Consider the following 25,387-nt stretch of genomic DNA (forward strand, 5'->3'; position numbering starts at 1 on the left):
CGCTTCGCCGACAAGCGCACAAGGTCGGTCAGGAGGCGCGGGGTTTGACCGTGCCGCAGTCCTGGCCCAGCCATACGGCGCGGGTGTCCATGCTGCCCTTCTGCTGCATGCCGGTGGCATTGAAGGTGCCGATCACGTTGGTGGTGAACTCGCGATCACTGATGAACTTGGCCACCCCGTTGCCCTGAGCCTTGGGGCAACTGAAGCGAAACTTCCATTGATTGCCGTTGCGCTCGGTGACCTGCTGCTGGCAACCCGATTGCGGGTCCTGCAGCGGAATGGTGTCGGATTTCACCTGGTCCGGCGTCAAGCACACGCGAATACCCTTGCCACCCATGGTCACGCCCTGTTTCTCCAGCATCGCCCGTTGTTCCGGGGTCATCTGTTGCTGCAACTGGCCAAGAATCAGCGACAGGTCCGGCAAGTTCTGGTCATCGACCTTCATGTTGCTGCTGGTCAGTTCCCACAAGCCCGGTTGCAGCATCTGCGCCTGCGCAGCCAGCGGCAGCGCCAATCCCACCGCCAAGGCACAACCCAGTAAACGAAGTTTCATCGAATGACTCCTAGACAATAGTGGCCGTTAGACTTCGGCCAAGGCACGGCGTTGCATGCAGAATAAAATAGCGACATTCGCTGTGGAACATGGTCTGTTAGGCATTGAATCTTCAGGAGCAAGGTTGCCCCATGGATTATTTTGGCCCGCACATCTTCGGCTATCTCATTGCGCTGTTGCATTTTCTCGGGCTGATCGCCGCGATCCACGCGGTGCTCACCGTCAGGACCGCTCAAGGCGCCATTGCCTGGGCCCTGTCGCTGATGTTCATGCCCTACCTGACCCTGATTCCCTATCTGGTATTCGGCCGCAGCACCTTTGATGCCTACATCCAGGCCCGGCGCCAGGCCAACGTGGAAATGCACAAGGCCATCAATGAGCTGAACTGGCGGCCCTGGGTCGAAGAGGCGCTCACCGCCCGCGCCTCCCAGGCCTATGCCTCGCTGCGGGCCATGCCCAAGCTGGGACGCATGCCATGCCTGGCCAACAATCAGGTGCGCCTGCTGGTCAACGGCGACGCCACCTTCGAAGCGATCTTCAATGCCATCCGCCGTTCCCACAAGGCGGTGCTGATCCAGTTCTTCATCATTCACGACGACGAGCTGGGCCGGCGCCTGCAACGCCTGCTGCTGGAAAAGGCCGCCGAAGGCGTCTCCATCCATCTGCTCTACGACCGCGTCGGCAGCCACTCCCTGCCCGCCGGTTATGTGCAGACCCTGCGTGACGCCGGGGTCCAGGTGCATGCCTTCGCCACTCGCAGCGGCTGGCTCAACCGCTTCCAGGTGAACTTCCGCAATCACCGCAAGATTGTGGTGGTGGACGGTTTGCTCGGTTTTGTCGGCGGGCACAACGTCGGTGACGAATACCTGGGCAAGAAACCGCCCCTGGCGCCGTGGCGCGATACCCACGTCCAGGTCAGCGGCCCGGTGGTGGCCTGCCTGCAGGAGTCCTTTGCCGAAGACTGGTTCTGGGCGGCCCGGGAACTGCCGCCGCTGATCCTTCCCGATACCTACCCGGATGACGGCGTGCTCTGCCAATTGCTGGCCAGCGGCCCCGCCGATGCCTACGAGACGTGCTCGCTGTTCTTCGTCGAGGCGATCCACGCCGCCACCGAACGGGTGTGGATCACCAGTCCGTATTTCATTCCCGATGAAGCGGTGTTCGCCGCCCTGCGCCTGGCTGTGTTGCGGGACGTGGACGTGCGCATCCTGCTGCCGTCGCGCCCGGACCATCGCATCGTCTACGCCGCCTCCAGCCTCTACGCCTTCGAGGCGGTGCGCGCCGGGGTCCGGGTCTTCCGTTATCAGCCGGGGTTCCTGCATCAAAAGGTGGTGTTGATCGACAACGAGATCAGCGCCATTGGCAGCGCCAACCTGGACAACCGTTCGTTTCGCTTGAACTTCGAAGTGATGCTGCTGACCGTGGATGACGACTTCGCCACCGAGGTGGAGCAGATGCTGGAAGCCGACTTCGCCAAGGCCCGGGAAATTGCCCGGGAAGAAAGCCGCCAGACCCACCGCCTGCAACAACTGGGCATGCGGGTCGCGCGGCTGATTTCACCGATTCTGTAGGAGTCCACTCAGGGTCTGAAGGAAAACGCGCCGGGCCTAGGGGTGATAGAGGTCGTCCCGGGTCCAGGGCAACTCATGACTGCCATCGGCATGGGTCTTGACCGCGAGGATCTGGTGCAGATTGATCCAGCCCTTGGCAAACGCATAGGCGCAACCCGCCAGGTACAGCCGCCAGATCCGTAGCGCCTGCGGCGCAACCTGCTGACCAGCCGCCTCCAGGTTGTCCTCCAGGCGCTCGCTCCAGTGATCCAGGGTGCGGGCGTAATGCAGGCGCAGGCTTTCGACATCGACGATTTCCAGCCCGGCCTCGCTGATCTGCGCCGAAATCATCGCCAGGTGCGGCAACTCGCCATTGGGGAACACGTAACGCTCGATGAAGTCCCCGGCGCCCCGGCCCACGGGCCGTCCATCGATGTGCTTGGCAGTAATGCCGTGGTTCATCACCAGGCCGCCCTCGCGCACCGCATTGAACAGGGTCCGGCAGTATTCCGGCAGATTGGCATGGCCCACATGCTCGAACATGCCGACGCTGACCACCTTGTCGAAGCGACCATCCTGGGGCAGGTCGCGATAATCCAGCAGCTGCAGCTCCACCAGATCGTCCAGGCCTTCGGCACTGACCCGTTCACGGGCCAGGGCCAGTTGTTCCTTGCTCAAGGTAATGCCCAATACCTTGGCGCCGAACTCGCGGGCGGCATAGCGGGCCAGCCCGCCCCAGCCGCAACCGACATCCAGCAGGTAATCCCCCGGTTGCAGGCGCAGCTTGCGGCACAGGTGACGAAACTTGGCTTGCTGGGCCTGTTCCAGTGATTCGCTGCCGGTCTCGAAGTAGGCGCAGGAATAGGCCATGTCACTGTCGAGCCAGAGCTGATAGAAGGCGTTGGAAAGGTCGTAATGGTAGGAAATGGCCGCCGCGTCCGTGGCCTTGTCGTGTTGCGTGCGCACCGGCTGATCGTCGTCATCTTCATCCAGCAAGGCCTGGCTCAGTTCATCGCACACCCGGATGACTTCACTGATGGAACCTTCAAGTTCCAGCTTGCCCTCGACAAAGGCGCCCCCCAGAGCGTCCAGGCTGGGACGGGTGAATTGCGCGACCAGTTGCGGGTCCTTGACCACAATGGTGACGCTGGGCTCCGGCCCAAGATTGAACTCATGGCCATCCCAGAGCCGCAGGCGCAAGGGTAATTGCAGATTCTGTAAGGCCGGTGGAAGTTGCGCGAGCATGGAAAATCCCCCCTGTTTCAGACGTCTGAAATGAGGGTAGACCATCTTGGAAAATTAGCTGGCTATCGAATTTCCAGTGGTTTTCCAGGACTCGCGGCGTACCACCAGGCCGTCTTCGACCCACTGTTTGAGCCAGGTAACGGCCTGCAACGGGGCCCCCTCAAAGTAAGTGACGGCCAGCTCGGCACAGAGTTCCGCGAAACTCCACTGCGCCTCGATCATGCCTTGCAGGCCTCGGGCTTCTGCTACCGACAGGCTGCGATAGCGGCAGACCCGATCCACCCGCCATACCAGGCAAGGTTGCTCTTGTTCGAGTAAAGCACTCTCGGGGAAGTCCGCCTGGTCCTTGACCGCACGCCACTGGGCGACGCTGTTGTAACGGCAGTCCAGCCACTGCACACAAGGGGCCAGCTGCAATTGCAGCTGCGGCCACTCTTCGGCGTCCAGACCCGCCATGTCCGGCACCGTCAGCACCTCGGCCTCGGCAGCGTCGAAGGCCAGGGTGAACGCCCACTCCAGGCGCGCCAGTTCCGCCAGGGGCAGGCCCTGCTCCGGCACCAGATGGCCCTGGATGAATTCAGCAAAGCCCTGCCCCAACCAGCGCACGCTGAAATGCCGGGAGGGGGATTGGCGTATATAAGCAGCGGCCAGTGACGCGAACTCCTCATCGCCGAGCCAATGCAGGATCGTCGGAAAGTCCGCCACCATGACTTCCAGCAGCCGCGCCTGGTAGGCGTTGTGGTAAATCGCCAGACCGGTGGCGACATTCAGGGTCGGCCCGCCGATCAGGCTGTTGCCCAGCAGGCTATCGGCCTGGGGCTGCTCGGCCAGCAGGTAGCGCTCAAAGGCCAGCTGCCATTCGTTCAGGCGCATTGCAGCCTCCCGGACAGCGTCCGCTGTCCCAGTGCGCGAGCCTTGTGCAGTTCGCCGAGCAGTTCGCTCAACGGTGGAAAATGATCGTCACGTTCCAGCAAGGTCGCGACCGGCCCAAGGTGTTGCAGGGTGCGCTGGTACAGCTCCCAGACCGGATCGCACACCGGCTGGTCATGGGTATCGATCACATAGTCGCCATGATCCTGATGCCCGGCCAGGTGCAATTGCCGCACCCGTTGCGCCGGCAGCCCCTGGATGAACTGCCAGGGATCGAAACCGTGATTGCGCGAACTGACGTAGACGTTATTCACGTCCAGCAACAGCTCGCAGCCACTGAGCTGGCTCAAGGCGGCCAGAAACTCCCACTCGCTGAACTGATCCGCCGCGGCCCGTACATAGCTGGAGACGTTCTCCAGCACCAGGGGACGCTCCAGCACCTCCTGCACCTGGCGCACCCGGCCTGCCACGTATTCCAGGCTTTCCTCGGTGTAGGGCAAGGGCAGCAGATCGTGCAACTGATGAGCGTTGCCCCGGCTCCAGCACAGGTGATCGGAGACCCAGGCCGGACCGACCCGCCGGGCCAACTGTTTGAGTTGCTTGAGGTAGTCCAGGTCCAGGGCATGGGGGCCACCAATGGACAACGACACCCCGTGCATCACGATGGGGTAGCGCTCGGCAATGGCGTCCAGGTAATAGAGAGCCTTGCCGCCTTCGACCATGAAGTTCTCGGACACCACTTCAAACCAGTCGACGTCCGGCGCTTCATCGAGAATCTGCTGATAGTAGGCACTGCGCAAACCCAGGCCGTAGCCCAGACAGGAAGAATGGTCAGACATCGCGAACTCCTCGCAAAGTAGCCGCAGTGGTCGTCAGCCCCACTGCGGCAGCACGGATTCGCCGCTTACTCGCCGACTTTGCCGCCGGCCTTTTCGCACGCCGACTGGGTCATGGCCTTGAAGCCCTGGCCTTTGCAGGCGCCCATGCCCTTGCAGGCGTGGTCCTTGGTCTTGCAGTCGTTCTGGCCTTTGCAGCCGTTGACGCCGTAACAATGAACCTGGGCATCGGCCGCCGACACCTGAGTGGCAACACCGGCAAACAGCGTAGCGGCAGCGAAAGCCAGGGCAGCACCGGCAGCGGTTTTCTTCATGTTCATGTTTTGTTCCTCAATAGTCGCAGGGGGAGACGGGAGGCGTGTGCAATCCCGTCATAGCACTAGAGAGAGGAGCCATCCCGGCGTTACAGCCGGGATGAAAAATATCTGCGCAGCCGGGTTTTGCCGGCAAACCGGCGCCTACAGCTTCAACAGCGGTTCCTGGAACCGCAGCAGACGTCCGGCATTGCCCAGCACCAATAGCGTACTGAAGTTATGCAGCAGCGCCGCGATCATCGCCCCCGCCGCCCCCAGCCAGCCAAAGGCGGCAAAGGCGACGATGGCCAAAGTCCAGCCCAGGCCGATGATCACATTGACCTGCAACGTCCGCCGGCACTCGCGGCTCAAGCGCACACAGGTGCCCAGGCGCCGCAGGTCGCTGCCGATCAGCACCACATCCGCCGATGCCAGGGCGATGTCCGCACCACCGGCGCCCATGGCCACCCCCACGACCCCGGCTTTCAGTGCCAGGGAATCGTTGATGCCGTCCCCCACCACCATCGGCCGGAACCCCTTGTCGATCTCCCCCAGCACGCGCTTGAGCTTGTCTTCCGGCAAGGCCTGGGCCTCGACATCACTGATGCCCACCTCCAGAGCCAAGCTGTCCGCCACGCTCTGGCGGTCGCCGGTCAGCAGCAACTGACGACCCAGCCCCAGTTCGCGCAACTCCTCCAGCGCTTGATGGGCCTCGGGTTTGACGCTGTCCGCCAGCAGCAGCCAGCCGAGAAACTCGCCATTGAGCGCCAGGCCGGCAATCGGCCCGTCATGGCTGGGCACCGCGCCGGTAGTGATCCGCAACTGAGCGAACAGCTCCGGTCGGCCCAATGCCGCCTCACCTTCTGCGGTGCGCGCCACCACCCCCAGGCCCTGACGCTCATGGATGTCGCTCAACGGCCATTGCGCCTCCTGGGGCACCAGCCCCGCCAAAGCCCGGCTCACCGGGTGACTGCTGGCGGAGCCCAGGCTGGCGGCAAGACTGAGCATGCCCAGCTGATCGTCCAGGGGGCTGTCGATGGCCTGCAGGCGCAAGGTGCCGAAGGTCAGGGTGCCGGTCTTGTCCACCACCAGGGAGGTCAGGTCCGCCAGCTCTTCGAGGAACGCCGAGCTGCGGATCAGAATGCCGTGGCGTGCGGCCACGGCGATCCCGGCGATGGCGGTGGCCGGAGCCGACAGCACCAGAGCACAGGGACACGCCGCCACCAGCACCGCGAGCATGGCCTGGGCATCGTTGGTGATGAACCAGGTCACCGCCGCCAACAGCAGCACCAGCACCAGATAGCTGCCGGCATAACGCTCCAGCAAACGGGTGATGGGCGGCTTGGCCCGTTCGGCGCTTTGCATCAGGGCGATCACTTTGCCCAGGGTCGACTCTTCGCCCGTGCGGGTCACTTGCAACCGCAGCAAGCCATCGAGGTTGATCGCCCCGCCAAACACCTGCATGCCCACTGAAGCTTCCAAGGGCACCGACTCGCCAGTGATCGGCGCCGTGTCCAGGCTTGCCTGGCCGGAGATCACCAGGCCATCGGCGGGCACCCGATCACCGGCGCGCACCTCCACCCGATCCCCGGCCTTGAGGCTCGCGTTGTCCACCTCCAGCACGCTGCCATCGGCCTGGACCCGACGCGCCAGGCTGCGGGTCAATCGGCCCAGAGCATCGATGGCTTCCTGGGAGCCAACCACACTGCGCTCCTCCAGCACGTGGCCGAAGATCATGATGATCGGCAACAAGGCGGCGGTCAGCAGATCACCGGTGGCCCAGGCGCCGAGCATGGCCAGGGCGATCAATTGGTCGGTGATGCCGTGCAGGCTGGGGTAACGCAGGCTGAACCAGGCCGAACGCATCACCGGCATGGCCACCAGCAGCGAGGCCACGCCCAGCAGCAATTGGCTGACGCCCACCTGCTCCGGGGCCAGCCAGCGCCACACCAGGCCAAGACCCAGCAACCCCAGGGCCAGCATGGCCAGGGTCAGTTGGCGCGCGGCGCTGCGTTGCTCGGCGCTGGTCAGCATGCTGGCGGGGGCCGCCGCCGGGGTAGAAGCAGTCATTGTTCGGCTCCCTGAATGATCAGGCGGGAATCGTCTTTAGGGTTGACCGTGGTCACCGAGCCGGCCTGGCCGAGAATCTTCGGCAAGCGCTCGCGGTAGATGCGCAGGAGCATTTGCGGATCGGTGCCATCGCGTTGTGCTTGGGCGAGGCTCTGCACCGTGGCGGTCTGGGCTTGGGCCAGGGCCAGTCGTTCACTGGCTTGGGCATGGGCCACTTGCAGGCTGCGGTCAGCTTGCTCATTGGCGCCCTGGGTCAGTTTCTCCGCCTCGGTACGGGCATTGGCCACCGCCTTGTCGGCTTGCTGGCTGGCGGTCAACACCGCATTGAAGGCACTCACTGCCGGGCCGGGCAGGCTCGACTGCACATCCACCCGCGTCACTTCGACACCCATTCCCTGGCCACTGGCCGTCAGGTCCGCCAGGCGCTGATTGATGCCTTGCAGCAAATCGCCCCGCAGCCGTTCACGACGTTCAGCAGCTTGATTGTCACTGCCGATCAATTCCGGACGGGCCACCAGAATGGTGTCCAGATCCCGACCGGCAGTCAGGGCCAGGGCACTGCGGGTCACCAGGCGATCCAGGGCCGGCAGCACATGCTCGCCCTGCAACACATAGGCGTAAGGCTCGCTGACCTTGTAGAACACCCGCACATCCAACTGCACCACCCCGGCGTCACCGGTGAGCAAGTAACCCGACCCGGCCAGAGCATCGTTCAAGGGGGTGGCCAGCGTGGCCACCCGGTCCCCTGCCAGAGCGGCGTCGGAACGCAACAAGCCTTCAATCCGGCGCTCTAGAACCCGATCGGCGGCCGGCAGCAATACCACCTGTTCAAAAGGACGGGGCCAGGCCAGCAGCAACCCAGCGTCCTGCACGCGCTGCAACGCGCCAAAGTGCAGGACCAGTGCCCGATTCTGCGGATCGATTTGCCGCACGTTGGAGAGTGCCCACGCCACCGCAGCCACTACCGTAATCGCGTACAGAGCGATAAATGCCAGACGGCCGGCCTGAATCCACGGGCTACTGAGTTCATTTGTTCCACGTGGAACCTTACTCATGGTTGCGATCCGGATGCTTTGTTCGGCAGGCTCGGCGGGCCATCCACCAGCACCCGGAACGGCGCCGCGTCGGTGCGCAAGATCAGTTTGGTGCCCGGAGTGACCACGGTTCCCAGGGTGTCCAGGGAACGCAGCAGGTTATACAGCTGGGGTGAACTGGCGTAGGCGCGACCGTAAATCTGCGCCGCTTCCACCCGGGATTGCGCTTCGATGTCCGCAGCCTTCACCGTGGCATCGGCTTGGACAATTCGCGCGTCGCGTTCAGCGGCAGAGCGGATCTGCGCCGCTTCGCGCTTGCCGATGGCGGTACGCTCAGTGGCGATGGTTTCCCGCTCGGCGCGCATGCGGTCCACGGTGGCGGTCAGTGTCACCGACGGCAGGGTCAGACGCTCGATGCCCACCTGCACCACTCGCACGCCGTAAGTGGCCAACAATTGCTGGTCGATCTGTTTGCGCAGTTGCGCTTCAAAATCGGCAATCCGCACCTTGCCGGCATCGGTGTTCACCAGATCGGCCAGATCGAAACTGCTGGCGGTGGTTTCCAGGGCCGAGCCGACAAAGGTGCGAATCTGCCGCGCCGCTTCGTCGGGCTGGTTCTGCACAGCGCGCATAAAGCGCTGCACGTTGTCCGGATCGCCCTGTACCCGCCACGCCACATACGCCTGGACGATGATGCGCAAACCGTCGCGGGTGCCCACATCCTGCAAACCGCTGGAGGTGGTGCGCAGGCGCAGATCCACCGCAATCGCCGCCTCGAAAGGCGCCGGCCAGCGCCAACTCAGGCCCGGCTCCAGCAGCACTCGCGCCGGGTTGCCAAAGCGGGTGATCACCGTGGCCTCGCCCGAGCGCACTTGCACCAGGCTGGCGGCTGCCACGGCAAACAGCACCAGCAGCAACGCCCAGCCCATGCGCCGCCAGGGAAAAGGCCCCGCCTCGGCCGGCGCACCCTGATGATGGTGGTGATGCCCGTGATGGTGATGATGGCCATGCCCATGGTCGTGAGCGGCGTGATCGTGAGAGTGGGAAGACTGGCTCAATGGACGGCTCCTGGCTGAGCGGCGTTACGCGGCGCCAACGGGTCGGCCGGCAAGGTAAATGTACGCAGGTCGAGGGTCGGCGCGCTGTCGCCCCCCAAACGGTGATCGAGGATCAGCAATCTGGCCCGGCTCAGGCCCTGGCTCAGTTGGCTCAAGTACTGCTCCAGGACGAAGGCCTGCCCTGCGCTGGCATAGGCTTTTTGCTCGGCAGCAAAACGCAGGTCGGCGGCCTCGGCGGTGGCCTGCACTTCCCGGGCAGCGGCCCGGGCCTTGTCGCTGACAACGCTGGCCTGCAACTGCGCCTGGTTGGTCTGTTCGGCGGCGGCGCCGCGCTCCCGGGAAATCAGCGCCTGGGCGCCAATCTGTGCCGCTTGCACGCTGTGGTAAGCGTTGGCGGCGCCGGCCGGCGGATGAATGGCCTCCACCACCGTGGCGAGAATCTCCACGCCACTGTCGAGCCTGGCCAGATCGGTCTGCACGGCCCTGCCGATGTCGTCCGCCAACGCCGTGCGATCCGCGCCCAGCAAACCGTCGAGGGTGCGCGAAGCAAAGTCGTGCACCAGTACCCGGCTGGCGGTGCTGCGAATCAGGGTCGGCACATCGCTGCTGTTATAGGTGGCGGCCAATGCCGCATGATCGTCCAGGCCGATGCGATAGACGAAGCGCACGTCCATGTTGACGATCTGGAAGCTCTGTTGCTGGGCGCTACCACTGGCAATCACCTGGGATTTGTCATTCACATGGCTGGCGTCCCACAGGCGATTGGCAATCGAGGGGGCGGGGCCTTCGGCCGAGGCCGGCTGCAGCGGTTGCGGGCTCTCGGCGACGCTGGTGGCCAGCTCGTGGACCACCCCGTTTTCCACACTCAAGACCCGCCCCAAAGGCCAGGGCAGCCCCACATGCAAGCCGGGACCGAAGACTTCGACCGGCTTGCCAAAGCGCTCGTAAATGCCACGATTTTGCATCGATAACTCATGAACACCGGTCAACAGCCAACCCACCAGCAGCACCAGGGCCAATACCGGGGCGAAGGCCCGGCGCATATAGGCAAAGGCCCAGATCTGCCGCAAGTCGATGCCGAACCGGTTGTGCAATTCGTGTTGCAGGCTGAGCAGGGGCTGGGGCGGCCAACGCAACATATCGGCGATAAAACTGTGGGCCAGCAAGCGCGGCTCAAGCTGTTCCCGCTGGGGGCTGAACAGCGACAACAGTGCGCGCAACAGCAGTTCACCCGCCACCAGCGCCGGCAGCACGCCGATCAATACCGCCAGGCGCGCCGGCCACAGCGCCGTCTCACTGCTGAACAACAGGCACAGGGCACTGACCAGCAAACACACAATGGCCACCCGCAGCAGTTGCGCCAGGGCCGCGGCTTCCGGCCACGCCCCTGAGTGTTCCTGAGCCAACTGACGCTCCAGCACCAGCAGGGCGAAGGCCAGCAGCAACCCCAGCACCGCCGCGACACTGGCACTCAAACCCAGGCCAGCGGCCGGCAACGCCAGGTTGAACACCTGCACCACGCTGTAGAGGATCAGCAGCGACCAGCCGGCGAGCCACAAGGTCGGTGCACCGATCTGCTGCAACACGCGGCGCCAGCGCACAGCCAGGGCTGCCGAGAGTCCTTCGTGCGGCGGCTCTGTAGTCGGTGGCGCCAGCGCCGGTGAAGGGTTGATCGCCTCTTCCCGCCAGCGACTGACCCAGCAGGCCGATTGCAGGCCTGCCACCGCCACCAGCAAAGCACAGGACAGGTTCACCAACACCGCCGGCCAGATCGTCAGCGCCGCGAACAGGTCGACAAACACCGCCGACACCAGCCCCAGCACCGCCAGCCCGAGCAAGACCGTCCCCCAGCGCTGTAGTCGACCGGCGTGGAACGCCGCCCGCTGAAACCGTGGCAAGGTCGCCACTTCGGCCCCTTGCGTCTCAAGATCGACTTGCATACCACCCCGCCGCTCTAGTCCGGCCCTGTGGATAAATCCGCGGCCGAAGAAAATCGAAATAATTCGTTACTTTATAACGCAGCAGGTGAAATTTTTGTCGCACTCCATGCCTTTTCATCCGGTGCGTGCGTCGTAGACACAGAGACAGCTGTTTGATCTGTGCAAAAACTTCTGATGTCAGCCCCCTGGCATTTAAGGCAATAATCCAGCCCTGCTCACCGCGTGCGACAAGGAACGGTCCCATCATGCTCTCGATTTACCAGCTCAAACCGCGCTTTCAGAACTTGCTGCGGCCGTTGGTGCAGCGCTTGTACGACAACGGCACCACGGCCAACCAGATCACCGTGCTGGCCGCCGTCATCTCGTTGCTGGTGGGCGCCCTGATCGCCCTGTTCGCCAGCCACACCTGGCTCTTCGTCCTGATCCCCCTGTGGATGATCCTGCGCATGGCGCTGAACGCCATCGACGGCATGCTGGCCCGGGAATTCGGCCAGCAATCGCGCCTGGGCGCCTACCTCAATGAACTCTGCGACGTGATCGCCGACAGCGCCCTGATCCTGCCTTTCGCTCTGCTCCCCGGCGTCAGCCTGCTGCTGGTGCTGGCGGTGACCCTGCTGGCGCTGTTCAGCGAATACGCCGGAGTGCTCGGGCCGATGGTTGGGGCCTCGCGGCGCTACGACGGCCCCATGGGCAAAAGCGACCGGGCCTTCATCCTCGGCGTGCTGGCCACCGGCATCGCCCTGGGCTGGCTCAGCGCCCTGTGGATAAACGGCGTGCTGGCGCTGGTCGCCGCACTGCTGGTCTACACCCTGATCAATCGGGTCCGCCAGGGCCTCAAAGAAGAAGTTCAGCACAACGCTCCCTCTGCATAAGGAAATGGTAATGCGCGACGCTCAACACCAGACGTTCCGGACCCATGACGGCGTCGAACTGTTTTACCGCCACTGGCCGGCCACTGAAGTGGTCCCTGGCGAACCGCGTCAGGCGGTGATGCTGTTCCATCGCGGTCACGAACACTCCGGGCGCATTGCCCATCTGGTGGACGAGCTGAACCTGCCGCAGTTCGACTTCTTCGCCTGGGACGCTCGCGGCCACGGCCAATCGCCGGGCGCCCGGGGCGACAGCCCGAGCTTCGCCACCAGCGTGCGTGACGTGCAGACCTTCTGCGACCACCTGGGCAGCGCTCACCAGATCGACGAAGAAAACATCGCCGTGGTGGCCCAGAGCGTTGGCGCGGTGATCGCCTCCACCTGGGTCCACGACTACGCCCCAAGGATTCGCTCCCTGGTGCTGGCGTCCCCGGCGTTCAAGGTCAAGCTGTACGTACCTTTCGCCCGCCCCGGCCTGGCCCTGATGCGGCGTTTTCGCGGCAACTTCTTCGTCAACAGCTACGTCAAGGCGCGCTTCTTGAGCCACGACCCGGAACGGGTCCACAGCTACGACGCCGACCCGCTGATCACCAAGGCCATCTCGGTCAACGTGCTGCTGGGCCTGTATGAAGCCGCCGACCGGGTAGTGGCCGACGCCCAGGCCATCCAGGTGCCGACCCAATTGCTGATCTCCGGCTCGGACTTCGTGGTGCACCGCAAGCCGCAGGAGCAGTTCTTCGAACGCCTGGGCAGCCTGCACAAGGAAAAACACATCCTTCCGGGCTTCTTCCACGACACCCTGGGGGAAAAGAACCGGGCGCCGGCCATGGCCAGCATCCGCCGCTTCATCCTGCAGAACTTCGCACGCCCGCTGAACCGCCCTGCCCTGCTGGATGCCGACCGCCTGGGCGTGACATGCGCCGAATCCGAGGCCCTGGCCGCGCCACTGCCCCACAACTCCCTGCGCGACCTGTACTGGCGCGCCACCCGCGCCAGCATGCGCCTGGGCAGCCAGCTGTCGGCGGGAGTCAAGCTGGGCTTCGACACCGGCTTCGACTCCGGCAGCACCCTGGACTACGTCTACCGCAACCAGCCCACCGGGCATTCCGCCCTGGGTCGGATGATCGACCAGAACTACCTGAACTCCATCGGCTGGCGCGGCATTCGCCAGCGCAAGCTGCACGTGGAAGAGCTGCTGCGCCAGGCCATGGAAAAGCTCCGTGAGCAGGACAGCGCAGTACGCATCGTCGACATCGCCGCCGGCCATGGCCGCTATATCCTCGAAGCCCTGCAGGGGGTCAGCCCGCTGCCGGAGTCGATCCTGCTGCGCGACTACAGCGACATCAACGTGCGCGACGGCAGTGCCCTGATCCAGGAGAAAGGCCTGGGTGACATCGCCCGCTTCGTCAAAGGCAACGCCTTCGACCGCGAGGACCTCGCCGCCCTTGATCCCAAGCCGACCCTGGCGGTGGTCTCCGGGCTCTATGAACTGTTCGCCGACAACCAGATGGTCGGCGGCTCCCTGGCCGGCCTGGCCAGCGCCGTGGAACCCGGCGGCTACCTGGTGTACACCGGCCAGCCGTGGCACCCGCAACTGGAACTGATCGCTCGCGCCCTGACCAGCCACCGCGAAGGCCAGGCCTGGGTCATGCGCCGCCGGACTCAGGCGGAAATGGATCAGTTAGTGGAGGCCGCAGGCTTTCGCAAGATCAACATGCGGGTGGATGAATGGGGGATCTTCAGCGTGTCCCTGGCGCAACGGGTGCAATGATGGCCGCTGGCGCCTTGCCGGCGCGGGAGTCGGGCCTGCTCAAGCCCGCGGTGCTCTGGCTGCTGTTGCTGGCACCGTTGTTCTTCAGCACCTACGGCTTCGCCACCTGGGTCACTGCCCAGCGCGACGACGTCGGCAGCCTGGTCTTCGACTGGGAGCGGCACATGCCGTTCTGGGCCTGGACCATCGTGCCCTATTGGTCCATCGACCTGCTCTACGGCTTCTCCCTGCTGCTGCCCCGCAGCCGGGACGAGCTCAAGCGCCACGCCCTGCGCCTGCTCACCGCCCAGGTGATCGCGGTCAGTTGCTTCCTGCTCTGGCCGCTGCGCTTCACCTTCCCCCGGCCGGAGCTGGACGGGGTTTTCGGCTGGCTGTTCGAGGTGCTGGCCGGCTTCGACAAACCCTTCAACCAGGCCCCTTCCCTGCACATCGCCCTGCTGGTGGTGCTCTGGGTCTGCTACGCACGGCATAGCCAGGGCTTCTGGCGCTGGCTGGTGCATGGCTGGTTCGGGTTGATCGGGGTTTCGGTACTCACCACTTATCAACACCACTTTGTCGATGTGCCCACCGGCGCCCTGGCCGGTTGGCTGTGCGTCTGGCTGTGGCCGCTGGATCGCCCCAGCCCGCTGTTCAGCGCACAACAAGCCCAAGACCCGCGGCGCCGTCAGCTGGCCTGGCGCTACGGCCTGGGAGCGGCGCTGTTGGCGCTGGCCGCCTTCAGCTGGGGCGGCACCGGGCTGTGGCTGATCTGGCCTGCGGTGGCCCTGCTGCTGGTGGCCCTGAACTACGGGCTGCTGGGCGCCGCAGGGTTCCAGAAGCGCGAGGACGGACGCCTGAGCCCGGCCGCCCGCTGGTTGCTGGCGCCCTATCTGGCGGCGGCCTGGATCAACTCACGGCTGTGGACAAAAAAACATCCACAACCGGATCAGGTTGTGGATAACGTCTGGCTCGGCCGCCTGCCAACCCCGGCACAGCTCAAGGACAGCCCGTTTGTCGCGGTGCTCGACCTGTGCGCCGAACTGTCCCTGGACAGCCGTGGCCTGCAGGGCTACCAGAGCCTGCCGGTGCTGGATCTGTGCGCTCCGAGCCCGGAGCAGTGCCTGGCCGCGGCGCAAACCGTTGAACGCCTGCGCCAGCAAGGCCCGCTGCTGGTGTGCTGCGCCCTCGGCTATTCCCGCAGTGCCACGGCCATTGCCGCCTGGCTGCTGCACAGCGGCCGCGCCGCCACGGTGGACGCGGCCGTGGTGCAGATCCAGCGGGCACGCCCGCAGATCGTCCTGCAAGCGGCCCATCGGCAGGCACTGGAAACCCTGATCCGCGCCAAGAGGCCGGCCCATGTCCAGTGAGATGCAGCTGTACAGCGTCGCCAGTCTGCTGCGTCGGGGCCGGGCCCTGGATCAGTTATCCACAGGCCTGACCCTGCTGGGTGCCCTGTATGGCCTGGGCCAGTACCTGCTGGCCAGTGTCAGCCTGGGGGGCCTGATCGTCAGCCTCGCCCTGGTGCTGCTGGGGCTGGTGGAAAAGTACCTGGCGCTGCGGGTGGCCTTCGACGCTGACCTGTTTCAACGAGTGGCCGATGCGCCTGTGCCCCTTGAACACAGCACCCAGGCCCTGGATCAGGCCCTGAGTGCGCTCGGCCTGCAGCCTGCGCAGCGTGGCGGCCGGCCCTGGAACGAACGCAGCCGCGGTGCCCTTGGCCTGCTGCGCCGCCAGGCGTTGCTGCTGGCGGCACAAGTGCTGGTGCTGTTGAGCTTGATCCTGGCCAGCCCCTGGCTGACCTTCGCCGGATAAGGAATGCCCATGTTCGAACCCCTGGTTGCCAATCTCATCACCTCCGCCGCCCGTAGCATCACTGGCGCCCGTAGCCTGTGGCTCGGCTCGACACCCCAGCCGGTGCAACGGATGTACTTCGCCAACCACAGCAGCCACGGCGACTTCGTGCTGCTCTGGGCCTCGTTGCCACCGGCCCTACGCAAGCTGACCCGGCCCGTGGCCGGTGCCGACTACTGGCAGAAAAGCGGCCTGCGCCGCTACATCATCAACCGGGTGTTCCATGGGGTGCTGATCGACCGCGAGCGCAAGGAGGCTGTGGATAACAATCCCTTGCAGCCGATGCTCGATGCCCTGGAGAACGGCGACTCGCTGATCATCTTCCCGGAGGGCACGCGCAACCCGGAGGACGGCCTGCTGCCGTTCAAGAGCGGGATCTATCACCTGGCCAAACGTTATCCACAGGTGGAAGTGATTCCCGTGTGGATCGACAACCTCAATCGGGTCATGCCCAAGGGTCGCTTCCTGCCCCTGCCGCTGCTGTGCACCACACGCTTTGGTGCACCGCTGACCCTGGAAGAGGATGAAAGCAAGGAACACTTCCTCGAACGCAGCCGCGCCGCGCTGCTGGCCATGGCTCCGGAGCACAGCTGAAATGGATAAGCAGACCCTGATGTTGTTCGGCGGCATCGGCGCCATTCTGGTGCTGGCCTCGCTGATCGGTTTCATCCTCAAGTGGCGCACCCGCGGCGCGCCCAACCCGGTGATCGACAACCTCAATGCGCGAATCAATGCCTGGTGGGTGATGGTGCTGGTGATCGGCATCGCCTTCTGGCTCGGCACGGCAGCGGTGATCCTGCTGTTCTACGCGGTGTCGTTCTACGCCCTGCGCGAGTTCCTCACCCTGACCCCGACCCGGCGCAGCGACTACCCGGCCCTGGTGGCAGCCTTCTACCTGGCCCTGCCCCTGCAGTACCTGCTGATCTACTCCGACTGGTACGGACTGTTCTCGATCTTCATCCCGGTCTATGTATTCCTCCTGCTGCCGATCCTGGCGTCCCTGGGGGGCGACAGCACGCACTTTCTGGAACGGGCCTCCAAGGTCCAGTGGGGGCTGATGATCGCGGTGTTCTGCGTGTCTTTCGTGCCGGCCCTGCTGACCCTGGACATCGCCGGCTACGAAGGCCGCAACCTGCTGCTGATCGCCTATCTGGTGATCGTGGTGCAGCTCTCGGATGTGCTGCAGTACGTCTGTGGAAAACTCTTCGGCAAACGCAAGATCGCCCCCAACCTGTCGCCGTCCAAGACTGTCGAGGGCTTTGTCGGCGGCATCCTCCTGGCGTCCTTGATCGGCGGCGCGCTGTTCTGGATCACCCCGTTCAACATCTGGCAGTCGTTCCTGATCGCCCTGCTGATCAACCTCCTGGGTTTTGCCGGCGGCATCGTCATGTCGGCGATCAAGCGCGATCGCGGGGTCAAGGACTGGGGGCACATGATCGAGGGCCACGGCGGCATGCTCGATCGCCTGGACTCGGTGTGCTTCGCCGCGCCGATCTTCTTCCACCTCGTGCGCTACTGGTGGACCTGACCCACCGTGGCGAGCGAGCTTGCTCGCGCTGGGCTGCAACGCAGCCCCAAAACCTGCCAGCACTGAGTGCCTGACACACTGCGTAGCCTGGTTCTGCGCCCGCTGCGCGCCGGCCGACCGAGCGGGAAAGCTCCCTCGCCACAACAGCCCCTCAGTTGGGCAGGTGCCCCAATGGCAGGGGGCCCGGGGTTTTCACCGTGTGAATCGCGAAGTTGCTGCGGATATCGCTGACCCCGGGGATCTTCAGCAAGTGGCCGGTCAGGAAGCGGTCGTAACCGCGCAGGTCCGGGACCACCACCTGCAGCAGGAAATCCGATTCGCCGGACACCAGGAACGCCGAGATCACCTCCGGCAACTGCAACACCGCCTGGCGGAAGGCTTCGGCCTCGGCGTCGTTGTGCCGCTCCACCTTGACCCCGACGAACACCGTCAGCCCCAACCCCACTTCATCCCGGTCCAGGGTCGCCTGATAGCCACGGATCACCCCGGCCTCCTCCAGCATCCGCACCCGGCGCAAACAGGGTGACGGCGACAGACCGATTTCCTCCGCCAACTGCACATTGCTCAGGCGGCCGTCGCGCTGCAGGGCGGCGAGGATCTTGCGGTCGTAGGCATCGAGTTTCATGTTTGGCATATCTGCAGGGTCAGTCCATTGAAAGTTGGAAGATTATGCCAATTTCCACCGTCTTGCTGGTTGATTACGCAAGCACCTGCTCGCCCCTGCGGCTCTAAACTGGGCGCACCGACTCGACAACGAATGGGGTGCAAGGTGGCGCAACTGTGGATGTATTTCCTGGCTCTGGCGGTGGTCTACCTGCTGCCCGGGCCCGACATGATCCTGCTGCTGCAGACCGGTGCCCGCCAGGGCAAGGCCCAGGCGCTGGCCACGGCCCTGGGGCTGGCTGTCTCCCGCGGCTGCCATGTGGCCCTGGCCGCCCTGGGCCTGGCGGCGCTGTTCAAGGCCGCGCCCTGGACCTTCGATGTGGTACGCCTGGCGGGCGCCGCCTACCTGCTGTGGATCGGTATCCAGTGCCTGCGGGCCAACCTGTTGCCTAACCTCGACAGCGCCAGCACGGCGGCCACGCCCCTGCGCTGGCGCCAGGCGATCCAGCGCGGCCTGCTGACCAACCTGCTGAACCCCAAGGTGCTGCTGTTCTGCTCGGTGCTGCTGCCGCAATTCATCGATCCCCTGGCCGGCGCGGTAGCCCCCCAATTCGTCACTCTGGGTGTGCTGCTGGTGGCGGTGGGCGGACTGTTCGACTGCTGCTACGCCCTGGCCGGTGCCGGGCTGGGCCGCTGGATGCAGCGCAGCCCCTCGGCCCAGCGCTTGCAGCAATGGCTGTTCGGCAGCCTGCTGATCGGCTTTGCCTTGCGCCTGACCTTCGTCCAGCAGGCCTGAGCCCAGCCCCACCTCAGTGGCGCGCGCGCCACTGAAAGCCCCCGAGGCACCATCAGGCCGTTCGGCGGCGGCGCCACAGCAGGTAGGCGCCAGCCAGCAGGACGCCAGCGCCACCGGCCGCTGCCAGCTTGTGCTGCACCAGGGCCGAACGGGATGCGTCCAGCCACTGGGTCAGGTAGCGCTTGTTGGCGCTGGCGAAGTCCGGCTCCTGGCAATTCATACCAAAGTTGCCGGCCCATTCCACAAAGGGACCGTTTTTCACGTAGCGCTGGTAGTAGGCGATCTCGGCATCGCTGCCACGGGTCCAGCGCGCCGCCTTGCACAGCACCGCGGCATAGGCCTGGCTGGTGTGAGGCAGGAAGTCCGCAGCCTGGTTGCCCAGTTCTCCGGCCAGGTAGCGGTAGTGGTAACGCACGTCGGGCTCGGCGCTGGTGGCTTGCTGACGCTGCACTTCGTCGGCACTGATAAAGGGCCCGACCTGCACCGGTGGGACCTCCAGGCTGTAAGCGCCCCAGAGGCTGTGGTAGTCCGGGCCCATTTCGTAACCCAGGATCTCCATCCCCGAGGCACGGGCCAGCTTGCCGGCCTGGTAATAGGCCTCCGCCCGGCGTGTGGGCAGCCAGGCCGACTCGGCACTGCGCCGGTATTCGCCGTAAGCCTTGGCGATGGCCTTGCGCTCCGGGCTGTCGAAGTAGCCCCAACCCTCTTCGTAGCGGCCTTCGCGCAGCAGGCGGCGACCCAGCACTTCACGCAGCTGGGCGGCGAGCGGCAGGCTCTCGTAGTAGGAGTATTCCGGCTTGGGCGTCGGCGGCGGCGCCGGTACCTGGGTATCGATGAATTGCTTGAGTTCATCCAGGGTCAGCACCCGCTCCGCCACCGTGGCCGCGTCGTGCCAGTAGATCTCGCCACTGCGGTAGAGCAGCTCGAACGCCTGCACATAGTCGCCCCGATCCAGGGCCAGCAGGGCGCTTTCGCCTTCTACCCGGCAACCGGGCTTGAGGTCTTCATAGTTACCGTCATAGTCGCCGCGAAAGCCCCAGCTCTCGTCTCGGGGAAAGGCGCCGGCAGCCTTGGCATAAGCCGCGGCGGCGGCGACCTTGTCGCCATCACGCAGGGCCATCTTGGCCCGCAGCCACCAGGCCAGGCCGCCATCGTCGGCATGCTCGAGCAACTGCTTGGCGGTGGTGAAATCGCCATTCTGGTAATTCAGTGCCGCCAGCCGGTCGGCGTTGTCGAAGCTGCCCGCAGTGCCCTGGCTCAGCAGCTTGATCAGTTTCACCTCGGACTCGGGCCGCTCGCCAAAGGACCAGGCCTGGTGCGAGATCAACGAGGCGGTGAGCAAGCGGGCTACGGAAGGATGCTTGAGCTGCTCCAGCAATTGCGCGGCCGGCAGGCCACTCAGTTCGCCCACCACCTGCTTCAGGGAGCTGTAGCCGACGTCCGAACCCAGCTGGTTCTGGATGGCATACAGATCGATGGCCTGGCTCCAGTCGTTCTGATCCTTGAGGATGCGGGCCTCCTCTCCCAGGCTGGCGACGCCCAGGCTCAGGGGGTCGCTGAAGGCGTCGATGCTCAGCTGACGGGTCTGGGCGAATGCCTGGCGCGCCGCCTGTCGTATGTCGCTCCGACCCTGGTCGTCCAGCTCGTTGGCTTGCTCGCTGATAAAGGACAGAGCCCGCCCCAGGGAATAGGCAGCCCAGGTGCTGCGCAAGGCGCGCTGCTCGGCAGGCAGCGCCAGCACCTTGCGGAAATACTCCGCCGCCAGCTCATGATCCCCGGCGCTGAAAGCCACGGCGCCCGCGGTGTAGAGGTTGATTTCCAGCGGCAGGCTGGCCCCTTGTTGCTCCGCCACGCGTGCGTCGTTGAGCTTGCGCAACTGGCCGACCAGGGTTTGCTGAGCCTGATCCAGCCCTTGCTGTTCGGCCCAGTTACGCTCTTGCACCGAGTAGCTGTCAGGCAGGCTGTAATCGACACTGAAGCCGTTGTCGGCGACCGGCATGAGCCCGGCGATGGGCTGACCCAGGCGGCTGATTTCGAACTGGAAACTGCCTTCGGGCAGCTGCGCCAGAGTCTGTGGACGGTCGTTCAGCAGGCGCATGGGGAAAGACGGTCCGCAGGCCAGGGCCGGAGCCAGGGGCAGGCACAGGCTCAGGCACAGCAGGTGACGGGATCTAGGGACGAACATGCGCAGCTCCTTGGTCAATTTTTGTACAGCGGGCCCAGCCCACGGCACGGCTGGCGCCTGCGGCCAGGCGGCCGGTCTGTTGGCGGGTCAACAGCAGTTGGCCGTCGCGCAGCTGTGCAGAATAACCGCCCAGCCCGTCGAATCCGTCGCATTGGGCAACGGCCAGGGTCAGTTGTTCAGGCAGGGGCCGATCGAGGTTGCCCGCGTTGCTCAAGCGGATATCCACGAGGCCGTCCTGCTCCTCCAGGCGGATGTCCAGCCGGCCGGCCAGGACGTCTCCCCGGGCCACCGCCCGCAGGGTGTCCAGGCTCCAGGCCCGCAGATCGCCCTTGAGAGGCAGGCGAAACCAGATCAGGCCGGCCAGATGCGGCGGCGAGTCGTTGCGCAAGGTCCTGGCCAACTGGCTCAGTTGCTCGGGGTCGGCCATCAGCTCCTGGCGCTGACCGCTCCGTCGCAGCGGCGCCTCGCTTTCCACCAGGGGCGCGCCTTCGGTACCGGGGAGCAAGGCGACGCCGTAGGCGGGCAAGGCCAGATAGAAGGGTTTGTCGCTGACGCGCGCCCAACGCCTGGCCCATTGCTCGGCTTGTTGCGGATCGAACAGGCCGTGCCGAGGATCACTCACGGCGTGCACCTGCAGCACGCTGCTATCGACCTTGGCCAGCAGGTCCGGCAACTCGCGACTGTCGAGCCAGGCCGGCAAGGCGGTGATGCTCAGGGCCAGTTGGCTCGGTAGCACAGCCCGCAAGCGCTCAAGCAGCGTGGCGTAGGCGGGCAATCGCGCGGTGCCGGCATCGTGGTCGATCTCGATCCCGGCCAGGGTCAGGCCCTGCTCCTGCCAGTGCGCCAGCAGTTGCTGGACCTGACGGATGATCTCGTCCTGATCCAGGGACGGCAGTTGCCCATCGAGGCGGATCACCGCAATCAGCGGACGAGCATCCTGCTTGAGCAAGGCGGCGTCGATCCGCGCGCGGCTCCAGCCGGCCTGTGGAAAAGCCTGCAGGGCCAGGACCCGGACGGTGGAAAAGTCGGCCCGCGAGCCTGCCAGGGCGTCGGCGTGGGCCGGAGTCCACTGGCGTTGCCAGATGTAGAGTTGTTGATCCAGGGGGGGAGCGTCTTGGTTGCGGCAGGCGCTGAGCAGCACCGGGCAGAGCAATAACGCGAAGAGGCGGAGCAAGACCCGGGGCAGCATGAATCGTTGATTCCCTTTAACGCAACACAGCCCTGGCATGCCGGGCGCTCTGCAGATGATCAGCCTTGAGATCGCGCCAGCCTACGCAGGGCCGAGGCTGGCGGCAATCGCTGGCGAGCGATTTTTTCTGCAGGCGTCCAGGGCCCGTTACAAGCCCCGCAGGGACAGGGCAGCCGGCCGCCGCACCAGCCGCTCCACGGTAAAGCGCCACACGCGCTCGGCCCCCTGGAAGGTGTGGACCAGCGGGCCGTCGAAGATGATCTCGGTGCGCCCACTGAGTTGCAGCAACTCGCCACTGTGAAAGTCGATGAACAGCAAACCCGCCCGGGGATTGAGCAGCAGGTTGCCCAGGGTATTGAAGTGCAGGTTGCCGGCGAAATCCGGGATGATCAGGCAGTTGCCTTCGACCCGAACGAACCCGGCCGGGCCGCCACGATGGGAGACATCCACCGCACGCTGGCCTTGCACATCGACATAGCTGGCGACGAAGAAGGTATCGACGGCGCCGATCAGGGCCCGGGCCGCCGGGTCCAGGTCCTGCCGGTGCTGAGCCGGGCGGCTGGCCGGATCGCTCAAGGGCTCCCGCTGCAGATCGCGCAACTGGATGTAACGCGGGCAGTTGCCGAACGACTGCTGCACCCTGACGCCAAAGCCCCGGCTATCGAGCCCGCCGATGCGGCCGTTGAGACGATTGCGTCGCCGGGTATGCAGCTCGATCCCCAACAGGCCCACAGCCGCGCCTTCCTGCAACTGCAGCGGATCATCGGCGGCCGGCAGGCTGTCGAGGCGCAACAGGGTGGCTTGCGGGGCCCAGGCAAAACCGGGCGGACCTTCAAGCAGGCTCGCCCAGGGATCGCCCTGGGCATCCACCGCGCCCACCAGGATGAACGGCAGTTGCCCGTAGAACTGCTGGTGCTGCTCGGGCATGGCCGGGCGAATGACTTTGGCGCCGAAGGCCTCCATGCGCTCGGCCACCCCTGCCTGGATCTGCAGTTGCCGTTCCCCGGCATGCCAAGGTGAATGGGTGCTCATGTGGCGGCCTCCGCTGAGTGGTTCTTCAGGCGCTTTTCAAACCCGCCGCCGTGGATGGCATGGGGACAAAGCCGGGCAAGGCTTCGATACGCTCCAGCCAGGCCCGTACATGGGGGTAATCGGCCAGGGACACATTGCCCTCCGGAGCGTGGGCGATGTAGCTGTAGCCCGCGACATCGGCGATGGTCGCCTGCTGCCCCACCAGGAAGGGCCGGCTGGCCAGCTCCTGGTCCATGACTTTGAGCAGCACATGGGAACGGGCGATGACTTCCTCGGCATTAAAGGAGGCACCAAACACCGTGATCAGCCGCGCAGCTGCCGGCCCGAAGGCAATCGGCCCCGCCGCCACCGACAGCCAGCGCTGTACCTGGGCTGCCCCCTCCGGGTCGGTGGGCAACCAGCGGCCACGACCGTAGCGTTGCGCCAGATACACCAGGATCGCATTGGAGTCCGCCACCACCACGCCCTGGTCATCGATCACCGGCACCTGGCCAAAGGGGTTGAGGGCCAGGAAATCCGCCTGCTTGTGAGCGCCCTTGGCCAGGTCGACAAAGATGGTTTCGCTGGGCAGGTCCAGCAGGGACAGCATCAGCTCGACCCGATGGGCATGTCCGGAACGGGGAAAGTTGTAGAACTTGATGGGCAGCAGGGACATGGTGGACTCCGCGAGCAGGAGCGCGGTCGAAGTGCCGCGCTGGGAGCCCCATCTTGATCCCTGGGGAAAAACAACAGAATCACCAGAAATCGCAATCCATCATTTCATCCTGCGCAATAACGCTGATCAAGGATTGAGCGATGGATGCTCTCGCAGGGCCTGCACGGCGAAGTCGACGAAGCTACGCACCCGCGCCGGTGCCTTGCGCCCGCCCTGGTACACCACATGGATCGGCAAGGGCGCCAGCTCGAAGGCCTGGAGGACAATTTCCAACTGCCCGGCCGCGACCTGGTCGGCGACCTGATAGGACAGCACCCGGGTCAGGCCCAACCCCAGACAGGCAGCGCTGATGGCCGCCTGGTTGGCGCTCACCAGCAAGCGCGGTTCGGGCCGAATGCTCAGGGGACGACCGGCATCGTTGAACTGCCAGTTACGCGCCTGGCCGACGGACGACGGTGCGATCACTGGCGCCTGGCGCAGGTCATCGGGATGCTGGGGACGTCCATGGACGGCAAGAAACTCCGGCGCGGCGCAGACGACGCGGCGCACCTCGCCGACTCGGACGCTGTGCTGGCCGCTGTCGGGCAACTCGCCAATGCGTATCGCCACGTCGATCCCCTCCTCCACCATGCTCGCCACCCGGTCCAGCAGCAGCGCGTTGACCCTGACCTGTGGATAACGTTGCAGGTAGCGCACCAGCAGCGGGGTGACGAAAAGGTCACCGAACAACAGCGGCGCGGTCAGGGTCAGTTGGCCCCGGGGCTGGGCATGGATGCCGGCGGCCGAAGCCTCGGCGTCCTGGACCTCGGCCAGAATGCGCCGGCAATCCTCCAGGTAGCCTTGCCCGGCTTCACTCAAGTGCACGCTGCGGGTGGTACGGATCAACAACTGAGTGCCGATGCGCTGCTCCAGCGCGGCGACGGCTCGGGTCACGCTGGCGGCCGACAGGCTCAGGCGCCGGGCGGCAGCAGCGAAGCCCTGCTCCTGAGCGACGCAAACGAACACCTGCATTTCCTGGAACCTGTCCATGCCCTACCTCAGCTGCCGGCGCCTGCCCAGTGAGCGCCGCGAGCCAGCAGCATAATCCAGGGGCCTGGCTTCAGGGGATACACCAGGTGCCGACGTCATGCCGATCGAATCCCGGGCACGGGTTGTTCTTGGCAATCAGCCGGTAGGGCTGATCTTCGGCGTAGGAAAAATAGAAGTAGTAGTGCCGATCTTCCCCGTACAACCAATAGGAAGAAGAACCCTGATTAATCAGGGTCGGTTCAAAGGTCCAGATGGAGGATTCGGCGGGAATGAAGTTGGCCCGGTCCTTCAGCAGCAACAGGCTGTTGGACAGCACCGGGGTCAGCCCGCCCAGCAGCAGGACAAGCAGCATCAGGACCATCGTCCATCCATGAATCAAGCGCAGCTTCATAGGTTTTCCACAGCTCAATAAAAAAGCCCCGGCCTGTGCACAAGCCGGGACTTTCTGGGG

At 65.0% G+C, this 25,387-nt stretch carries 23 protein-coding genes and 1 pseudogene; 8 read left to right on the forward strand and 16 right to left on the reverse strand.

The genetic code is table 11. From position 1 onward, the window contains the following. Positions 1–28 precede the first annotated feature (28 nt). Positions 29–553, reverse strand: coding sequence for a DUF3617 domain-containing protein (locus P7C00_RS00240; protein ID WP_346634734.1), 525 nt, complete (start codon positions 551–553; stop codon positions 29–31). A 131-nt stretch (positions 554–684) separates the two neighbouring features. Here P7C00_RS00240 and cls point away from each other — a divergent pair, with 131 nt between their 5' ends. Then, entirely contained in the window at positions 685–2,124 is a 1,440-nt protein-coding gene (cls, locus tag P7C00_RS00245) for a cardiolipin synthase (RefSeq protein ID WP_346634733.1), read from the forward strand. 36 nt (positions 2,125–2,160) lie between these two features. Here the strand turns inward: cls and cfaB are convergent, their stop codons facing one another. The 8 genes from cfaB to hflK (P7C00_RS00285) form a co-directional block, all read right to left on the reverse strand. Beyond that, positions 2,161–3,348: a C17 cyclopropane fatty acid synthase CfaB gene (gene cfaB, locus P7C00_RS00250; protein WP_404937949.1), complete on the reverse strand. Its 1,188-nt coding sequence runs from the start codon at positions 3,346–3,348 to the stop codon at positions 2,161–2,163. A gap of 54 nt (positions 3,349–3,402) precedes the next feature. After that, positions 3,403–4,221, reverse strand: coding sequence for a putative DNA-binding domain-containing protein (locus tag P7C00_RS00255; RefSeq protein WP_404937950.1), 819 nt, complete (start codon positions 4,219–4,221; stop codon positions 3,403–3,405). Then, on the reverse strand, positions 4,212–5,057 hold the full coding sequence (locus tag P7C00_RS00260; protein WP_404937951.1) for a DUF692 domain-containing protein: 846 nt from the start codon (positions 5,055–5,057) through the stop codon (positions 4,212–4,214). The genes P7C00_RS00255 and P7C00_RS00260 overlap by 10 nt, the downstream gene beginning before the upstream one ends. A gap of 65 nt (positions 5,058–5,122) precedes the next feature. Next, positions 5,123–5,374, reverse strand: a complete 252-nt coding sequence (locus tag P7C00_RS00265; RefSeq protein WP_123723679.1) for a hypothetical protein — start codon at positions 5,372–5,374, stop codon at positions 5,123–5,125. Positions 5,375–5,512: 138 nt separating this feature from the next. Continuing rightward, entirely contained in the window at positions 5,513–7,417 is a 1,905-nt protein-coding gene (locus P7C00_RS00270) for a heavy metal translocating P-type ATPase (RefSeq protein WP_404937952.1), read from the reverse strand. Next, the gene (hflK, locus tag P7C00_RS00275; protein WP_404937953.1) at positions 7,414–8,472 is read right to left on the reverse strand and encodes a protease modulator HflK; all 1,059 of its coding nucleotides are present in this window, start codon (positions 8,470–8,472) and stop codon (positions 7,414–7,416) included. The genes P7C00_RS00270 and hflK (P7C00_RS00275) overlap by 4 nt, the downstream gene beginning before the upstream one ends. Next, positions 8,469–9,509 (reverse strand): protease modulator HflC, encoded by a 1,041-nt coding sequence (gene hflC / locus P7C00_RS00280; protein WP_404937954.1) that lies wholly within the window; start codon positions 9,507–9,509, stop codon positions 8,469–8,471. The genes hflK (P7C00_RS00275) and hflC overlap by 4 nt, the downstream gene beginning before the upstream one ends. Continuing rightward, on the reverse strand, positions 9,506–11,449 hold the full coding sequence (gene hflK, locus P7C00_RS00285; RefSeq protein ID WP_404937955.1) for a protease modulator HflK: 1,944 nt from the start codon (positions 11,447–11,449) through the stop codon (positions 9,506–9,508). The genes hflC and hflK (P7C00_RS00285) overlap by 4 nt, the downstream gene beginning before the upstream one ends. Positions 11,450–11,694: 245 nt before the next feature. Between hflK (P7C00_RS00285) and P7C00_RS00290 the strand changes: the two genes are divergently transcribed. From P7C00_RS00290 to P7C00_RS00315, 6 genes are read left to right on the forward strand one after another with little or no spacing between them, the layout of a single operon-like run. Next, positions 11,695–12,321: a CDP-alcohol phosphatidyltransferase family protein gene (locus P7C00_RS00290; RefSeq protein WP_346634725.1), complete on the forward strand. Its 627-nt coding sequence runs from the start codon at positions 11,695–11,697 to the stop codon at positions 12,319–12,321. A gap of 10 nt (positions 12,322–12,331) precedes the next feature. Continuing rightward, entirely contained in the window at positions 12,332–14,089 is a 1,758-nt protein-coding gene (locus P7C00_RS00295) for a bifunctional alpha/beta hydrolase/class I SAM-dependent methyltransferase (RefSeq protein ID WP_404937956.1), read from the forward strand. Then, the gene (locus tag P7C00_RS00300) at positions 14,089–15,435 is read left to right on the forward strand and encodes a phosphatase PAP2/dual specificity phosphatase family protein (protein WP_404937957.1); all 1,347 of its coding nucleotides are present in this window, start codon (positions 14,089–14,091) and stop codon (positions 15,433–15,435) included. Before P7C00_RS00295 ends, P7C00_RS00300 begins: the two co-directional genes overlap by 1 nt. After that, complete coding sequence (locus tag P7C00_RS00305) at positions 15,425–15,880, forward strand: hypothetical protein (protein ID WP_346634722.1); 456 nt, start codon at positions 15,425–15,427, stop codon at positions 15,878–15,880. Before P7C00_RS00300 ends, P7C00_RS00305 begins: the two co-directional genes overlap by 11 nt. 9 nt (positions 15,881–15,889) lie before the next feature. Then, positions 15,890–16,513, forward strand: coding sequence for a lysophospholipid acyltransferase family protein (locus P7C00_RS00310; RefSeq protein WP_346634721.1), 624 nt, complete (start codon positions 15,890–15,892; stop codon positions 16,511–16,513). A gap of 1 nt (position 16,514) precedes the next feature. After that, positions 16,515–17,447 (forward strand): phosphatidate cytidylyltransferase, encoded by a 933-nt coding sequence (locus P7C00_RS00315; protein ID WP_102881378.1) that lies wholly within the window; start codon positions 16,515–16,517, stop codon positions 17,445–17,447. A 151-nt stretch (positions 17,448–17,598) separates the two neighbouring features. Here P7C00_RS00315 and P7C00_RS00320 read toward each other — a convergent pair whose 3' ends face one another. Then, on the reverse strand, positions 17,599–18,072 hold the full coding sequence (locus tag P7C00_RS00320; RefSeq protein ID WP_317070746.1) for an Lrp/AsnC family transcriptional regulator: 474 nt from the start codon (positions 18,070–18,072) through the stop codon (positions 17,599–17,601). 132 nt (positions 18,073–18,204) lie between these two features. Here P7C00_RS00320 and P7C00_RS00325 point away from each other — a divergent pair, with 132 nt between their 5' ends. Next, positions 18,205–18,846: a LysE family translocator gene (locus P7C00_RS00325; RefSeq protein WP_404937958.1), complete on the forward strand. Its 642-nt coding sequence runs from the start codon at positions 18,205–18,207 to the stop codon at positions 18,844–18,846. 52 nt (positions 18,847–18,898) lie between these two features. On the opposite strand, the gene P7C00_RS00330 is transcribed toward P7C00_RS00325, so the two are convergent. The 6 genes and pseudogenes from P7C00_RS00330 to P7C00_RS00355 all read right to left on the reverse strand — a co-directional run bounded on the left by P7C00_RS00330 (position 18,899) and on the right by P7C00_RS00355 (position 25,327). Beyond that, the gene (locus P7C00_RS00330) at positions 18,899–21,031 is read right to left on the reverse strand and encodes a hypothetical protein (protein ID WP_404937959.1); all 2,133 of its coding nucleotides are present in this window, start codon (positions 21,029–21,031) and stop codon (positions 18,899–18,901) included. Next, positions 21,018–22,220 carry a DUF3142 domain-containing protein gene (locus tag P7C00_RS00335; protein WP_404937960.1) on the reverse strand — a complete coding sequence of 401 codons (1,203 nt, stop codon included), beginning with the start codon at positions 22,218–22,220 and terminating at the stop codon, positions 21,018–21,020. The genes P7C00_RS00330 and P7C00_RS00335 overlap by 14 nt, the downstream gene beginning before the upstream one ends. A 156-nt stretch (positions 22,221–22,376) precedes the next feature. Then, positions 22,377–23,252 (reverse strand): annotated as a pseudogene (locus tag P7C00_RS00340) (pyridoxamine 5'-phosphate oxidase family protein); the annotation flags it as partial. 25 nt (positions 23,253–23,277) lie between these two features. After that, positions 23,278–23,907, reverse strand: coding sequence for a glutathione S-transferase family protein (locus P7C00_RS00345; protein WP_404937961.1), 630 nt, complete (start codon positions 23,905–23,907; stop codon positions 23,278–23,280). A 126-nt stretch (positions 23,908–24,033) separates the two neighbouring features. Then, positions 24,034–24,936: a LysR family transcriptional regulator gene (locus P7C00_RS00350; protein ID WP_404937962.1), complete on the reverse strand. Its 903-nt coding sequence runs from the start codon at positions 24,934–24,936 to the stop codon at positions 24,034–24,036. Positions 24,937–25,006: 70 nt separating this feature from the next. Continuing rightward, positions 25,007–25,327: a hypothetical protein gene (locus P7C00_RS00355; protein ID WP_404937963.1), complete on the reverse strand. Its 321-nt coding sequence runs from the start codon at positions 25,325–25,327 to the stop codon at positions 25,007–25,009. Between the last annotated feature and the right edge of the window lie 60 nt (positions 25,328–25,387).

The organism is Pseudomonas sp. JDS08PS003 (assembly GCF_045013505.1).
Lineage (GTDB): Bacteria > Pseudomonadota > Gammaproteobacteria > Pseudomonadales > Pseudomonadaceae > Aquipseudomonas > Aquipseudomonas protegens_B.

Excerpts from the sequence above, each read along its gene's own strand:
- P7C00_RS00240 (WP_346634734.1), bottom strand. The coding sequence starts at position 553 with ATGAAACTTCGTTTACTGGGTTGTGCCTTGGCGGTGGGATTGGCGCTG.
- cls (WP_346634733.1), top strand. The coding sequence starts at position 685 with ATGGATTATTTTGGCCCGCACATCTTCGGCTATCTCATTGCGCTGTTG.
- cfaB (WP_404937949.1), bottom strand. The coding sequence starts at position 3,348 with ATGCTCGCGCAACTTCCACCGGCCTTACAGAATCTGCAATTACCCTTG.
- P7C00_RS00255 (WP_404937950.1), bottom strand. The coding sequence starts at position 4,221 with ATGCGCCTGAACGAATGGCAGCTGGCCTTTGAGCGCTACCTGCTGGCC.
- P7C00_RS00260 (WP_404937951.1), bottom strand. The coding sequence starts at position 5,057 with ATGTCTGACCATTCTTCCTGTCTGGGCTACGGCCTGGGTTTGCGCAGT.
- P7C00_RS00265 (WP_123723679.1), bottom strand. The coding sequence starts at position 5,374 with ATGAACATGAAGAAAACCGCTGCCGGTGCTGCCCTGGCTTTCGCTGCC.
- P7C00_RS00270 (WP_404937952.1), bottom strand. The coding sequence starts at position 7,417 with ATGACTGCTTCTACCCCGGCGGCGGCCCCCGCCAGCATGCTGACCAGC.
- hflK (WP_404937953.1), bottom strand. The coding sequence starts at position 8,472 with ATGAGTAAGGTTCCACGTGGAACAAATGAACTCAGTAGCCCGTGGATT.
- hflK (WP_404937955.1), bottom strand. The coding sequence starts at position 11,449 with ATGCAAGTCGATCTTGAGACGCAAGGGGCCGAAGTGGCGACCTTGCCA.
- P7C00_RS00290 (WP_346634725.1), top strand. The coding sequence starts at position 11,695 with ATGCTCTCGATTTACCAGCTCAAACCGCGCTTTCAGAACTTGCTGCGG.
- P7C00_RS00295 (WP_404937956.1), top strand. The coding sequence starts at position 12,332 with ATGCGCGACGCTCAACACCAGACGTTCCGGACCCATGACGGCGTCGAA.
- P7C00_RS00300 (WP_404937957.1), top strand. The coding sequence starts at position 14,089 with ATGGCCGCTGGCGCCTTGCCGGCGCGGGAGTCGGGCCTGCTCAAGCCC.
- P7C00_RS00305 (WP_346634722.1), top strand. The coding sequence starts at position 15,425 with ATGTCCAGTGAGATGCAGCTGTACAGCGTCGCCAGTCTGCTGCGTCGG.
- P7C00_RS00310 (WP_346634721.1), top strand. The coding sequence starts at position 15,890 with ATGTTCGAACCCCTGGTTGCCAATCTCATCACCTCCGCCGCCCGTAGC.
- P7C00_RS00315 (WP_102881378.1), top strand. The coding sequence starts at position 16,515 with ATGGATAAGCAGACCCTGATGTTGTTCGGCGGCATCGGCGCCATTCTG.
- P7C00_RS00320 (WP_317070746.1), bottom strand. The coding sequence starts at position 18,072 with ATGAAACTCGATGCCTACGACCGCAAGATCCTCGCCGCCCTGCAGCGC.
- P7C00_RS00325 (WP_404937958.1), top strand. The coding sequence starts at position 18,205 with ATGGGGTGCAAGGTGGCGCAACTGTGGATGTATTTCCTGGCTCTGGCG.
- P7C00_RS00330 (WP_404937959.1), bottom strand. The coding sequence starts at position 21,031 with ATGTTCGTCCCTAGATCCCGTCACCTGCTGTGCCTGAGCCTGTGCCTG.
- P7C00_RS00335 (WP_404937960.1), bottom strand. The coding sequence starts at position 22,220 with ATGCTGCCCCGGGTCTTGCTCCGCCTCTTCGCGTTATTGCTCTGCCCG.
- P7C00_RS00345 (WP_404937961.1), bottom strand. The coding sequence starts at position 23,907 with ATGTCCCTGCTGCCCATCAAGTTCTACAACTTTCCCCGTTCCGGACAT.
- P7C00_RS00350 (WP_404937962.1), bottom strand. The coding sequence starts at position 24,936 with ATGGACAGGTTCCAGGAAATGCAGGTGTTCGTTTGCGTCGCTCAGGAG.
- P7C00_RS00355 (WP_404937963.1), bottom strand. The coding sequence starts at position 25,327 with ATGAAGCTGCGCTTGATTCATGGATGGACGATGGTCCTGATGCTGCTT.